Here is a 13,212-nt window from a genome sequence, read left to right as displayed (position 1 = left end):
GTCCGTTCAGAATGACTACATCCCCCGCAAGCAACATGGGTGTCCTCAGATGAGCATCAAAGACCAAGTTATTCAGATCATCGCTGACCAGGCAATGCTGGAACCCGGCGACATCACACTGGACAATACGCTTGAAGATATTGGGATCGACAGCCTGGGGTTGGTCGAGAGTATTTTCGCGATTGAAGAGAGTTTCGATATCACCGTGCCTTTCAACGCCAATGATCCCGCAGCGGGCGATTTTGATATATCCTCCGTTGCAGCGATCATTGCTGCGGTAGAAAAGCTCAAAGCAGAGCAGAGCGCCTGAATGAACCGCGTTGTCATTACCGGGGCGGGCACGATCAATCCGTTGGGAACGGATGTGGCAACAACGCTTGTAGCTATGCAGCAAGGTCACTGCGGGATTGGCCCGCTGGAGATCGAAGATGTGGAGCGTCTGTCCATTCAGATTGGTGGCCAAGTCAAAGACTATGATGAAGCGACGCATTTTAACCGTCAGCAGATCGCGCTGTACGACCGGTTCACGCAATTCACTTTGTTGGCTGCACGTGAAGCGATCGGGCAATCGGGATTGGCGTTTTCTGGCGCTTTGGCGGACCAATCCGGTGTTGTGCTTGGGACGTCTGGCGGGGGGCTCAACACCCAGGACGAAAATTACCGGGCCGTCTATGAAGCCGGAAAAAACCGTGTGCACCCATTCATCGTTCCAAAGCTGATGAACAATGCCGCCGCCAGCCATGTGTCGATGGAATGGAACCTGCGTGGACCATCCTTCACTGTTGCGACAGCCTGCGCGTCATCCAATCATGCGATGGGCCAGGCGTTCAATATGGTGCGCTGCGGGATGGCAAAAGTCATGGTAACGGGTGGTTCAGAGACGATGTTGTGTTTTGGTGGGATCAAGGCATGGGAAGGGCTGCGCGTGATGTCACGTGATGCCTGCCGTCCGTTTTCGGCAACCCGCAATGGTATGGTGCAAGGTGAAGGGGCCGGTGTGTTTGTGTTTGAAGACTATGATCACGCCAAAGGTCGCGGTGCCGAGATTTTGTGTGAGGTCGTGGGCTTTGCCATGTCATCGGACGCATCAGACATTGTCATGCCCTCAAAACAAGGGGCCGCGCGCGCCATTGCTGGGGCGATAAAAGACGCCCGCTTACCAAAAGAAGCGGTCGGATATGTCAACGCACACGGCACAGGTACGGCTGCAAATGACAAGACGGAATGTGCGGCTGTTGCGGATGTCTTTGGGGCGCATGCTGACAAGCTGATGATGTCATCAACAAAGTCAATGCACGGACATCTTATTGGTGGCACGGGTGCGGTTGAGTTGTTGGCCTGCATCATGGCGCTGCGTGACGGGGTGATTGCGCCCACGATTGGGTATGAGGAGCCAGATCCTGAGTGTGCGTTGGATGTGGTGCCAAATATCGCACGCGATGCCAAAGTCGATGTTGCGCTATCGAACGCTTTTGCCTTTGGTGGGTTGAACGCGGTTCTTGCGCTGCGCAAGCACTAAGTTTGCGGTCATTTGAACCGTCGAAAGGTCGCACGGAATGGCGAGAGATTGCGTTCGAATAAGGCGGCAAAAATCATCAGTGACCCGGTCTTGTTAAAACCGGGACGCCGAAATCAGATGACCAAGTGAATGGTGCTATTCCTCCGCCGTGGCCTCTGACGCATCAAAGCCCGCAGTGAACCCAGAGAGCGAGACAGTCAGAACGACTTCTTCGGTGGGCGCTGCTGCCGGAACCAGACGGACCGATGCGGCATTCCCACGTTTGAACTCGTCAACTTCGGCCTGCGTGAAGCCAATCCGGGCGACGCACCCGGCACGATTGCAGAATGTGAACGGATAGCGGCGCGCATTTGCGCCATCAACAGCAATCGTCAACTGCTGCGTCAACAGGGTTTCGAGTGGCACAACGATTGTTGCGCCAGCCGCAGCGCGTTGCCCTTCTGGTAGGCGGAACAGGTTGAACTCTGCGACCGCCACACCGTCTTCATTGCTGAGAAGTTGATAAAGGTTGCAAGGGTCAGGTGAGCCATCCTCAGTTTTGATGCAGCGTAGGGCCCAATCGCCAAATTGATCGCGTACATATGGTTCACCGACCTGCGGGCCAATCGGTTCGCCGAGGCTCAGATCACTCGGTGTTGTGTCTTCGGTCGGTGTCGTCTCTTCCGCGGCGTCTGGCTCTGTGGTTGTTTCCTGAGCCATTGCGACCCCGCTGTTGGTTAGTAGGGCCGCAAGAAAGACGGATTTGAGGATACTGCGCATAGGAACTTCCTTTATCTTTTCTTGGCGGCTTAGCATGTGAAGGAAGGGGTGTCAGCGCAAAAAACACGGGCTGCGGCTGTCTTTTGCTCACGTTTGTGAGGGTTGAAAATAGAAGAAGGGCCCCAGTGGGACCCTACTTCGCTTTTCTCCCTGCCGGACTTGGCCGACTAATTGTTCGTGAAGCTACGCAAAGCAAAACAGAGCGTCAACAGGAAATTTCTAACGTCTTGGTGAGCAGGAGATAGACCAGCAACGCGCAAAAAAGCCGTGCCCGAAGGCACGGCAAGTCTAACAGGGAGGAAGTCATGCCAATCCGCAAAAGACCTGCGAAATAGCGTGCTTTACAGTGGCATGAAATGGTTAAAAATGTATTTTGCTTAAAAATATATGCGGGGAACGATTGCATGTCTGAGACTATTTTCATCGGTGGCGGGGGCGACGCATATGGCGAGCCGCAGAATCTGTTGCTTGATAAAGCCAACCGTCACGGGCTGATTGCCGGGGCGACTGGAACCGGTAAGACGGTGACTTTGCAGATCATGGCAGAAGGGTTCTCGGCGGCCGGGGTGCCGGTGTTTCTGTCGGATGTGAAAGGGGATCTGTCAGGGCTTGCCGTCAGCGGGTCCGCAGATTTCAAGCTGCATGAGCCTTTCATGTCCCGGGCCGACACGATCGGCCTTGATCTGCAATACGACAGTTTTCCAGTCACCTTTTGGGATCTTTTTGGCGAAAAGGGGCATCCAATCCGGGCAACAGTTGCCGAGATGGGACCCCTGCTGCTCTCGCGTTTGATGGATCTCACGGATGTGCAGGAAGGCGTGTTGAACGTCGCTTTCCGCGTCGCAGACGAAGAGGGTCTGCCGCTGCTCGACCTGAAGGATTTGCAAGCATTGCTTGTCTGGGTTGGCCAGAACTCCAAGGCGCTGTCGTTGCGCTATGGCAATGTCGCAGCGTCTTCCATCGGCGCGATTCAAAGGCAGTTACTGGTGTTGGAAAACCAAGGGGGCACGGCGCTTTTTGGTGAGCCGGCACTTGATCTGTCCGATATGATGCGCACGCGCGACGGTCGCGGGGAAATCAATATTCTTGCCTCGGATCAGTTGATGGGAAGCCCACGGCTCTATGCGACCTTCCTACTGTGGTTGTTGTCTGAACTCTTCGAAGAGCTGCCCGAAGTCGGGAACCCTGACAAACCCAAATTGGTGTTCTTTTTTGACGAGGCGCATTTGTTGTTTGATGGCGCGCCCAAGGCGCTGGTCGATAAGGTCGAACAGGTTGCGCGTTTGATCCGATCAAAGGGGGTTGGTGTTTACTTCGTCACCCAGAACCCTGCTGATATTCCTGACGATGTGCTCGGTCAGCTTGGCAACCGGGTGCAACATGCTTTGCGGGCGTTTATCGCGAAAGATCGTAAAGAACTGAAGACTGCGGCAGAGACCTACCGTGACAATCCCGGCTTTGATACAGCCGCTGCGATTCAAGAAGTTGGTACAGGTGAAGCGGTGACGTCGTTTTTGGATCGCAAGGGCATCCCGCAGGTTGTTGAACGCACGTTGATCCGCCCACCGTCATCGCAGTTAGGGCCGATTGACATGTCGACACGCAAATCAATCATGGCCGCCTCTGACATGGCCGGCAAATATGACAAGACGATGGACCGCGAAAGCGCCTTTGAAATGCTCACAAAGCGCGCAGACGCCGCTGCAAAAGCCGCAGAGGAGGCCGAGGCCGAAGAAGAGCGGCTGGAAGAGAAAGAACGCGAATTCAAAGCAGCGCGGCGTTACGATGGTGGCGGCAAAACAACCCGCTCGACCTCGCGAAAATCATCCGGCGGCGGTTTTGGTGGCGCCTTGGCGTCTGTCGTCGTGAAAGAGCTGAAAGGCACCACCGGGCGTCGGTTGGTCCGGGGTATTTTGGGGAGCTTGTTTAAAGGCCGCTAACGCCGGTTACTCTCCAATTGCAATCCCCTCGCGACGCGGGTCGGCACCGCCTTGCAGGGTGTCACCGATGCTGATGGCGTGGAGGCCTGAGGTCAGCCCACGGATATTGACCTCATACCCCAGTGCGGTCAGCGGCTCTGCCAGGTCAACGGCACTTGTGCCTTCCTCAAGGTCGTAGGTGCCAAAGCGGTTGACCAGATGCGGCATCGACACCGCTTGTTGCACGTCCATCCCCCAGCCCAAATGGGCGATGATCGTCTTTGCCACATAGCCGATGATCCGGCTGCCGCCGGGGCTGCCTACAACCAGTACTGGCGTGCCATCCTTTGTTACGATCGTGGGTGACATCGAAGAACGTGGTCGCTTGCCCGGCTCAATCCGGTTTGCAATCGGGTACCCGTCGGCGTGAGTTGCAAAGGAAAAGTCCGTCAGTTCATTATTGAGCAAGAAGCCTCTGACAAACAGCCGTGATCCAAAGCCATTCTCGATCGTCGTGGTCATCGACAGGGCGTTGCCATAGCTGTCCACGATCGAGATATGAGAGGTTGAAGGAAATTCGATGCTGACATCGTCACCCCAAAGCTGCGCATGATCCCATTCGGGGTTACCCGGAGCGACTTCGCTTAGTGCAACGCCTTCAGCCTCTTTGATAAGCATGGCCCGGGCGGCCAGATATGTTGGATCGATCAGACCCGCCGTCGGCATTGGCACAAAATCATCATCAGCCATATAGCGACCTCGGTCTGCGAAGGCGAGCCGGGATGCATCACCGATCAGCCGCCAGACGTCCGGATCCGCCGGATCATCAAGTGAGAGGTTATCCATCATCCCCAGAATTTGCCCGACGGTGAGCGCGCCGGATGATGGTGGCCCCATGCCGCAAACTTCATGGCCGATGAAGGCGACGCAGACCGGCGGCCGTTCGACAACGTCATAAAGTGCAAGGTCAAGTGTTGAGAGCAGGCCCGGATTGCCTTCGGCGTTGCGGATCGTTGCAACGATGTCTTCGGCGATTGGCCCCGTGTAGAACGCGTTGGTGCCGTGCTGTGCGATTTGGCGCAAAGTGTCAGCATAGGCTGGGTTTTGCAGCAATTGCCCTTCGGCAAGCGGTGCGCCGCCCGGAAAGAAGTAGGCCGCGGTTTCAGGAAACCGTTGCAGTCTTTCGGCGTCATTCGCGATAGAACCCGCCATCCGCGGTGAAACCGCAAAACCATCTTCGGCAAGGGTGATCGCAGGGGCCAGCAAGTCGCGCCAATTTTCACGACCCCAACGTCGGTGTGCGTCTTCCATCAATTTGGGTGTACCGGGTGTCCCGACAGACAATCCACCGACAACAGCGTCAAAGAAGCCCAATCGTTCACCGTTTTCGTCCTGAAACATTGTGGGTGTTGCAGCCAAGGGCGCTGTTTCGCGCCCGTCCAACGTCGTCATCTCGCCCGATGCCGCGTCATACCAGACAAGGAACGCTCCGCCACCAAGGCCCGATGACTGTGGTTCTACAAGTCCAAGAACCGCCTGCACGGCGACCATTGCGTCCGCGGCAGTGCCTCCGCGGGCCAGGACGTCTGCGCCGGCTTCAGCCGCGAGTGGATTAGCCGCAGCAACCATCCAATCCTTTGCGACTAGCGGTTCCCCGGCGTCTTTGGCCGCAAGGGCCGCTTGTGCACGTGCAGACAGATCCGCAAAGACCGAAGGGCCAGTGCCGTCCTCAGGTGCGACGGCGTCGGCGGCCTGTTGGGCAGTTGCTGGATGGGCAAAAAAGCAAACAAAAACACATGATGAGAGTAGATGACGTAACGACATGATATTCCTCACTCTGGTTTGAATGAGATAAGAATTGACGCAACGTCAGGGGATAGCAAGGTTAGAGCTTGCGAATCTTGAGCGTTGCCAGTCTGTTTTCATCTTTCGAAAGAACCTCGAAGCGAAATCCATGGAATGAAAACACCTGTCCTTCAACCGGGATCAGCTGCGCTTCGTGGATGACCAGACCGGCGACGGTGTTTGCCTCATCATCGGGCAAGTTCCAGTCGTGCGCGCGGTTGAGATCGCGGATCGTCATAACACCGTCGACGATATAGGCACCATCTTCGGTCGCTGCGATCTGCTCTTCTTCGTGGTCGTCGAATTCGTCGGCAATCTCGCCCACGATTTCTTCAAGAATATCCTCAAGCGTGATCAGTCCTTGCAGGGCGCCATATTCATCAACGACCAGTGCAAAGTGCGTTTTGCGTTTCAGGAAGTTCCGCATCTGGTCGTCCAGCGTCGTGGTTTCTGGAACGAAATAGGGCGGCATCGCCACTTTGGTCACGTCAAAGGCGGCAAGTCCTTGTGCATTTTCTTCTCCGCCACCCAATAGCTTATGCATGGCCCGCAATAGATCTTTGGAATGGATCATACCGACGATGTTTTCCTGCTCATCGCGGTAAAGCGGCAGGCGGGTGTAAGGGCTTTGCAAAATCTGTGCGAGGATGTCCTGCGGGGGCAGTGCTGCGTCGACCATCTCGATGCCGGACCGATGCAACATGATCTCTTCCACAGTGCGTTCGTTCAGGTCTAGCGCCCCAAGGATACGGTCGCGATCCTCTTTCTGGACAATCCCTTCTGAATGGCCAAGTGACAGGGCACCGGCGATTTCTTCACGTACTGCAAGAATGTTGCTGTCGGGGTCGGTGCGCACGCCAAAAACGAACAGGACACCGCGCACCAGATAACGGACCGCCGCCACAACTGGCGAGAAGATGAACACAACCAAAGCAATCGGGCGTGCGACCCGTGACGCAACGGTCTCTGGATAGGTGATTGCCAACGTTTTTGGAAGCACCTCGGCGAAAATCAGCACCAGCAATGTCATGATCAGCGTTGCTGCCGCCACACCGTTCTGACCAAAGAGTTTTGTCAAAACAGCCGTGGCCAGTGATGTCGCAAGGATGTTGACAACGTTGTTGCCCAGTAGGACAGAGCCGATCAGCCGTTCATTGTCTTCGGTGATCTTGAGTGCCTGATCAGCGCCTTTGGATCCTTTGTCGGCAGCCGAACGCAGCTTGCCACGCGATGCGGCCGTCAGCGCAGTTTCAGAGCCGGAAAAGAAGGCCGAGAGGACAAGGAGAACAAGAATAGCGCCAGCGGTGACCCAAAAGGCGGCGTCAAGTGATGCGGTTTCCATCAGGATCTTTCAACAAATATCATGGCAGTTATGTAGGGTCCGTGCGTCAGCTTCAAGGTTTCGCAGCTTTGGCCAATGGATGATGGTCAAGTACAAGTTCTTTGAGGCGTTCATCAAGCACATGTGTGTAAATTTCTGTCGTGGCGACATCGGCGTGGCCAAGCATCGCTTGGATTGAGCGCAGATCAGCGCCGCCTGCCAACAGATGCGTGGCAAATGCATGCCGCAACGTGTGTGGCGTTACATTATCAGGCGATACGCCTGCGGCGACGGCGAATTCCTTGATCAGCCCAAAGAACCTGTGGCGTGTCAGATGCCCCAATTTGCCCCGTGACGGGAACAGGAACTTTGACATGGGCTTGCCGTCTTTCTTATCCCTGTCCTCTGCCGCGTCGCGCGCGTCAAGGTATGTTGCAACGGCCTGTCGCGCCGACGGCGATAGTGGGACCAACCGTTCCTTGCCTCCTTTGCCGCGCACCAAAAGCATCCGCGGATCACCGCGCGCTGCTGACACGGGCAGGCTGACCAATTCGGTCACGCGCATACCCGTGGCATACAGTAATTCCATCAAGCAGGTATTGCGCAAAGCCTCTTTCTTGCTGCTGCGGGCGGCTTCAAGAAGGCGGTCAACCTGTTCAACCGACAAGGTCTTTGGCAGCCGCTGCTCCCGGCCCGGTCCTTTGATCTGGATCGCGGGATTATCATCGCGCCAGCCTTCCTCGAAAGCAAAATGATAAAGCTGCTTAATTGCCGACAGACGGCGCGCGCGGGTGGATTTGGCAAGGCCTTGCGCTTCGCAGTCGATCAAATAGCTTTCGATATGATCACGTGTTGCAGCACCAAAATGCAAATCCTTCGGTGCAAGCCAGCCTGCAAAATCCTGCAAATCCCGCGCATAGGCCAGTTGTGTGTTCGTGGCGGCGTCCAGCTCTGCGGCCTGCGCTTCAAGAAACACCTGCACCCAGCGGGCCATTGGCTGACTGGTGGGGGTCATGTGCTCCGGTCCAGGATCATCAATTGCAGCGCGGCACGACGCGCGACATCTTCCAGTCCGACGGCACGCAGTAACAGCAAGGCGTCAGTCACAGACCGCAGATCCCCTTCAGATCCTGCGTCAAACAGGGCCATGGCGCGTAAGATCACCTCGCCAAGTTTACCTTCATCCACGAGGCGCTGCAGTTCTTCTGGCGGTGGCGTGCTGTCAAAAGCGGCCTGTATGGCCTGAGTACGTGCAGAGTTCGCGGGTAGGTTTTGAGGAGTGCCGCGTGCGATGCCAATAAGAAAGGCATCGAACCCCGCGTCAGCCTCTTGGGCGGCAATGGCGACGGCCTCATACGCTGGCGACAGGAGGCCAATTTTGAATGCGAGCACAGCGGCATCCCCCGATAGCGGCAGTGTTTGTAGTTCCGCACCATATAATTTGGCAAATTGCAGTTCCGTGCGGACTTGGCGCATCGCGTCCCATGCATCAGCCAGTGTGCGCGCCACACTGACCGGGTCACGCGCCGACATCGCGACATCAAAGCGCTGGATTGCCTCGGCCCGATCCCAAATGCCGCCAGATGCAGCAGGGGTCCGGGCGGTATAGTGCTTTAGCAGGACATTCTCGGAAATTGCGCCGTGCCGTGCCAAACGCTCTGCCGCTTCCAGTTGAGACTTCCATGCTGTCGTGGATTGCAGGTCGGCATGTGAAAAAGCCAGCGGCAGGTTTGCGGTGATCAACGGCTCACCAATGGCGGCATGCATCCGAAACGTCAGCGGGCTGACCCGGGCAGGGGGCGTGAGGGCAGGTTCACCTTCAAAAAGTTCAGGATCAAGAAAGCGCGCTAGCAAGGCTTCTTCCTGTTCGGTGATGTCACCCAGCACCCGGTGCGTGTTTAGCGTCAGGGCGGCTGCGGCCCAATCACCGTTGCGCGCCAGACAGAAAATCCGGGCGGAATAGGTCGGCGCGATGGATGGCGTCGTGCCCATTGCGGCACAGGCGTCATCCTCTGTTCCGGTCAAAAGCGCGACGTCAAACCAACGGCGAAACAGTGGGTCAGTGTCAGGTTCCGCTTGTTCGATCAGCGATTGCGCGGGCTCCAATGCGCCAAGATCCAGGAGTTTGTCCACACGGGCAAGAAACAGCGCGCCAGCGCCATCGGCACCCAAAGGTGCGTCAGCCTCAGCGAGCATGAGAACTTTGAGCAGTTCCTGCAATGCAGGCAGCATATCAACGCGTTCGGCGCGGACTAGATCCACCAAGACCGCCTCTTCGCTCGCGGACCAGATTGTGCGCGGCAGACCTGTCACTTCCGACGGGAGCAAGCCAAAAGGATCTTTTGACGCGCGATCAAGGGGAACAACAGTGACGTCAGGCGATGTGGCATCGCCCACCGCAGGCGGTTCAAACAGCGGTGCCGTTTCTACGCTGCGCGACAACCAGTCAATGGCCGACAACGGTTCGCCGATCACATCGCTTTGTGCGGGTGACATTGTGCTGGTCAGACACAGAGTAACCGCTAGGGCGCTAGTTTGTGTCAAGCGTAACAGGGCGTGTCACCTCTTGTGAGGGGGCTGCAAAATCAGCCGGGAAAAACAATGGTCCGACGTAGGCATAGGCCACTAGTCCCACCCCGGCGAGTATCGTCAAAAACAAAAGTAGCTTGATGAAACGCCACATTTCTTGGCCCCAATCCGTGTATTCTGCCTCTATATGTGGGTTCTTGCCCACTTGTTGAAGGGATTATATATGGCCTTTCGCGCAAGATCACGGCATTCATTCATTAATTTTCGCGTTCGGCGTCCATTGGCCGAGTAAAAGGGCAAAAATTGCATGACGGCAGAGCCGCGATATCAACTGAAAAAGACTGTCGTGTTGGTTGGCATGATGGGCTCTGGTAAGACTGCGATCGGACGTGCGTTGGCCGGATCATTGGATGTGCCGTTTGTCGACAGTGATGCCGCGATTGAAGAAGCCGCGGCCGCATCAATCGCCGAAATTTTTGCGCGCGACGGCGAGGCATTCTTTCGTAAACGCGAGGCAGAGGTGCTGCGCAGGCTGCTGTCTGGTCCGCCGGGGATCGTGTCGACAGGCGGCGGCGCTTTTCTTGCGTCAGCTAACCGGGATGCGATTGCACAAATGGGCGTCGCGGTTTGGCTTAACGCCGATCTTGAGACACTGTGGGACCGTGTGCGCCACAAAGACACCCGTCCATTGCTGCGGACTGCGGATCCAAAGGCCACGTTGACCCAAATTTATGATGAACGCACGCCGATTTATAAGCAGTCCGGCTTGCATATCGACGTCAAGGGTCATGCAAGTATCGAGCAAACCATGCAATCTGTCCGCGATAGGTTGGCGCAGCGCCCTGATATTTTGGAGACCAAGTAAATGGCAGCGACAGTCCACGTTGACCTCCCCGGGCGGGATTATCCCATTGAAATTGGTCCAGGCGTTCTGGGTCAGGCGGGGGCGAGAATTGCCGCGATGGGCGGGCGGCGTCATGTATGCATTCTAACCGACGAAAACGTCGAGCGTCTGCATCTGGCGCAGTTGCAAGGCGCGCTTTCACAGGCCGGTCTGACGTCAGAGGCTTTGGCGCTGCCGCCGGGCGAGGTCACAAAATGCTGGGCGCAGTTGGAGCGGTCGGTGGAATGGTTGCTGGCCCAAAAGGTGGAACGCGGTGATATCGTCGTGGCCTTTGGCGGCGGTGTGATCGGTGATCTGGCAGGCTTTGCTGCGGCCATTCTGCGCCGTGGTGTACGTTTTGTGCAAATCCCAACGTCGTTGTTGGCGCAGGTTGATAGTTCAGTAGGCGGCAAAACCGGGATCAACTCGCCCGCCGGTAAGAACCTGATTGGCGCCTTTCATCAACCCAGCCTCGTGCTGGCGGACACGGCCCTGCTGGACACGCTTACACCGCGCGACTTACTTGCGGGCTATGGCGAGGTGGTCAAATACGGGCTGTTGGGGGACGCGGCGTTTTTCGATTGGCTCGAGGCGGAAGGGCCCGCCTTGGCCGCTGGTGATATGGACGCGCGGGTGCGCGCGGTCACGCGGTCGTGCCAGATGAAAGCTGATATCGTGCAGCGTGACGAGACAGAGCAGGGGGATCGCGCGCTGTTGAACCTTGGCCATACCTTCTGTCATGCGCTGGAGGCCGCGACGGGTTATTCCGACCGTCTGTTGCATGGTGAAGGCGTGGCGATTGGCTGTGCGCTGGCGTTTGAGTTGTCCGCGCGTCTGGGGCTGTGCAGTCAGGAAGAGCCCAGCCGCGTGCGTGCGCATTTGCGCGATATGGGGATGAAGGTGGATATTCGCGATATTCCCGGTGATCTGCCCGATGCCGCAGGGCTGTTGGGCTTGATGGGACAGGACAAAAAGGTGCTGGACGGTAAGCTGCGGTTCATTCTGGCACGCGGGATTGGTGAGGCGTTTATCACCTCGGATGTGCCGGGTGAGGCGGTGTTGGCGGTGTTAGAGGATGCTTTGCGGTAGCTATCCTTCCGAACCCTGCAAACTGCGTAGCACCATTGCCGTCTTCCCGTCAGATCGAAAGCCGACGGATTCGTAGAATCCGTGCGCGGCGCGTTCTTTGCCGGTCAACAGCATGATCTTGAAAACATCCTTTGCCCAGGCATGGTCAACGGCATGTTGCAGCAGCTGTTTTCCAATACCGCGGTTCTGCTTTGCAGCGGTGGTAATGACGTTTTCCACCAATGCATAGGGCCGCGCGCCCCAAGTCACATTGGGCAGGATGTGTAAGGTCAGCATGGCGATCAGATTGTCAGTCTCAAAGGCACCAAAGACCTGCGTACCCGGGTGAGATAACACCGCATCAAAGGCTGAAAGATCAGTGGCATTAGGGCCATAGGTCAATTCGGTGTAGAGCGAGAGGGCCGCAGGTCCATCAGCTGGCGTCAACGGTCTGATTGTGACACTCATCGTCATTCGGGGTTATCATCATCGCGCCCATCCAGCCGGATGCCATGCGCCTTGGCGAAGTTTAGAAACAACGGGATTTCGATCAGCGCATAGGTCACGATGGTGAAGATCACCCAGTTTGTTTCGAAAAAGACCAAGGTGAATTGCACCCCGGTCCCCCAGAACCACGCGCCCGCAACGAACAAGGCCAAGATGTTCAGCGCAAAATCAATGCCCATCAATTTGTTCAGGGTCTTTTCCTCAAGCGTCGGAAAGATGCCCAGATAGGCCACGGCCAGGATCAGGCCGACAAGGATCAGAATTTGCGCTTCGGGTAAAACGACCATGCGCTTTAGAACGGGATTTCGTCGTCCATATCGCCACCGCCGCCGCCTGCAGGTGCACCACCGCCGCTGCCGCCGCCATAGCCGCCATCATTGCCGCCGTAACTACCGCCCTGTGATCCCCCGCCATAACCGCCGCCGCCACCGCCGTAGTTGCCACCACCACCACCACCGCCTTCGTTGCGGCTGTCCAGCATGGTCAGCGTGCCATCATAGCCGTTCAGCACGACCTCGGTCGAATAACGGTCCTGACCGGATTGGTCCTGCCATTTGCGGGTTTGCAGCTTACCTTCGATAAAGACTTTGGAGCCTTTGCGCAGATATTGTTCTGCGATGCGTACCAGACCTTCCTGAAAAATCGCAACAGTGTGCCATTCGGTCTTTTCCCGACGCTCGCCTGTGTTTTTGTCTTTCCACGTCTCGGATGTGGCGATGCGCAGATTGGCAACTTTGCCGCCGTTCTGGAATGTCCGCACTTCGGGGTCCGCGCCCAGATTGCCGATAAGGATAACTTTGTTCACTGATCCAGCCATTCTGGCTCCTCCCAAGATTTGCTTTGCCACAATAGGGGCATTCGA

14 protein-coding genes are annotated in these 13,212 nt (G+C 56.6%); 5 read left to right on the top strand and 9 right to left on the bottom strand.

Going from position 1 to position 13,212, the window contains the following annotated elements; all coding sequences use genetic code 11:
* Window positions 1-49: 49 nt before the first annotated feature.
* Complete coding sequence (locus tag ACZ1G5_RS00570; protein WP_472731009.1) at window positions 50-310, top strand: acyl carrier protein; 261 nt, start codon at window positions 50-52, stop codon at window positions 308-310.
* Window positions 311-1,519: a beta-ketoacyl-[acyl-carrier-protein] synthase family protein gene (locus ACZ1G5_RS00565; RefSeq protein WP_472731008.1), complete on the top strand. Its 1,209-nt coding sequence runs from the start codon at window positions 311-313 to the stop codon at window positions 1,517-1,519.
* Window positions 1,520-1,654: 135 nt separating this feature from the next.
* On the opposite strand, the gene ACZ1G5_RS00560 is transcribed toward ACZ1G5_RS00565, so the two are convergent.
* Window positions 1,655-2,278, bottom strand: coding sequence for an invasion associated locus B family protein (locus tag ACZ1G5_RS00560; RefSeq protein ID WP_472731007.1), 624 nt, complete (start codon window positions 2,276-2,278; stop codon window positions 1,655-1,657).
* 404 nt (window positions 2,279-2,682) lie between these two features.
* Between ACZ1G5_RS00560 and ACZ1G5_RS00555 the strand changes: the two genes are divergently transcribed.
* Entirely contained in the window at window positions 2,683-4,218 is a 1,536-nt protein-coding gene (locus ACZ1G5_RS00555) for a helicase HerA-like domain-containing protein (RefSeq protein WP_472731006.1), read from the top strand.
* Between the two features lie 6 nt (window positions 4,219-4,224).
* Here ACZ1G5_RS00555 and ggt read toward each other — a convergent pair whose 3' ends face one another.
* The 5 genes from ggt to ACZ1G5_RS00530 all read right to left on the bottom strand — a co-directional run bounded on the left by ggt (window position 4,225) and on the right by ACZ1G5_RS00530 (window position 10,097).
* Complete coding sequence (ggt, locus tag ACZ1G5_RS00550) at window positions 4,225-6,021, bottom strand: gamma-glutamyltransferase (protein ID WP_472731005.1); 1,797 nt, start codon at window positions 6,019-6,021, stop codon at window positions 4,225-4,227.
* Window positions 6,022-6,082: 61 nt separating this feature from the next.
* On the bottom strand, window positions 6,083-7,384 hold the full coding sequence (locus ACZ1G5_RS00545) for an HlyC/CorC family transporter (RefSeq protein WP_472731004.1): 1,302 nt from the start codon (window positions 7,382-7,384) through the stop codon (window positions 6,083-6,085).
* A gap of 52 nt (window positions 7,385-7,436) precedes the next feature.
* Entirely contained in the window at window positions 7,437-8,378 is a 942-nt protein-coding gene (locus ACZ1G5_RS00540) for a site-specific tyrosine recombinase XerD (protein ID WP_472731003.1), read from the bottom strand.
* Window positions 8,375-9,859, bottom strand: coding sequence for a hypothetical protein (locus ACZ1G5_RS00535; protein ID WP_472731002.1), 1,485 nt, complete (start codon window positions 9,857-9,859; stop codon window positions 8,375-8,377). Before ACZ1G5_RS00535 ends, ACZ1G5_RS00540 begins: the two co-directional genes overlap by 4 nt.
* Before the next feature lie 34 nt (window positions 9,860-9,893).
* Complete coding sequence (locus tag ACZ1G5_RS00530) at window positions 9,894-10,097, bottom strand: hypothetical protein (RefSeq protein ID WP_472734379.1); 204 nt, start codon at window positions 10,095-10,097, stop codon at window positions 9,894-9,896.
* Window positions 10,098-10,199: 102 nt separating this feature from the next.
* On the opposite strand from ACZ1G5_RS00530, the gene ACZ1G5_RS00525 reads away from it, so the two are divergent.
* Window positions 10,200-10,757, top strand: a complete 558-nt coding sequence (locus ACZ1G5_RS00525; RefSeq protein ID WP_472731001.1) for a shikimate kinase — start codon at window positions 10,200-10,202, stop codon at window positions 10,755-10,757.
* Window positions 10,758-11,864 carry a 3-dehydroquinate synthase gene (gene aroB / locus ACZ1G5_RS00520; protein WP_472731000.1) on the top strand — a complete coding sequence of 369 codons (1,107 nt, stop codon included), beginning with the start codon at window positions 10,758-10,760 and terminating at the stop codon, window positions 11,862-11,864.
* On the opposite strand, the gene ACZ1G5_RS00515 is transcribed toward aroB, so the two are convergent.
* The 3 genes from ACZ1G5_RS00515 to ssb are packed head-to-tail and all read right to left on the bottom strand — an operon-like array spanning window position 11,865 to window position 13,167.
* Window positions 11,865-12,317, bottom strand: coding sequence for a GNAT family N-acetyltransferase (locus tag ACZ1G5_RS00515; RefSeq protein ID WP_472730999.1), 453 nt, complete (start codon window positions 12,315-12,317; stop codon window positions 11,865-11,867).
* Window positions 12,314-12,637 carry a hypothetical protein gene (locus ACZ1G5_RS00510; RefSeq protein WP_472730998.1) on the bottom strand — a complete coding sequence of 108 codons (324 nt, stop codon included), beginning with the start codon at window positions 12,635-12,637 and terminating at the stop codon, window positions 12,314-12,316. Before ACZ1G5_RS00510 ends, ACZ1G5_RS00515 begins: the two co-directional genes overlap by 4 nt.
* A 5-nt stretch (window positions 12,638-12,642) precedes the next feature.
* Complete coding sequence (gene ssb / locus ACZ1G5_RS00505; RefSeq protein ID WP_472730997.1) at window positions 12,643-13,167, bottom strand: single-stranded DNA-binding protein; 525 nt, start codon at window positions 13,165-13,167, stop codon at window positions 12,643-12,645.
* Window positions 13,168-13,212: the final 45 nt, after the last annotated feature.

Source organism: Yoonia sp. JB2-21 (assembly GCF_055693545.1).
This window is presented reverse-complemented; position numbering and strand designations above follow the sequence as displayed.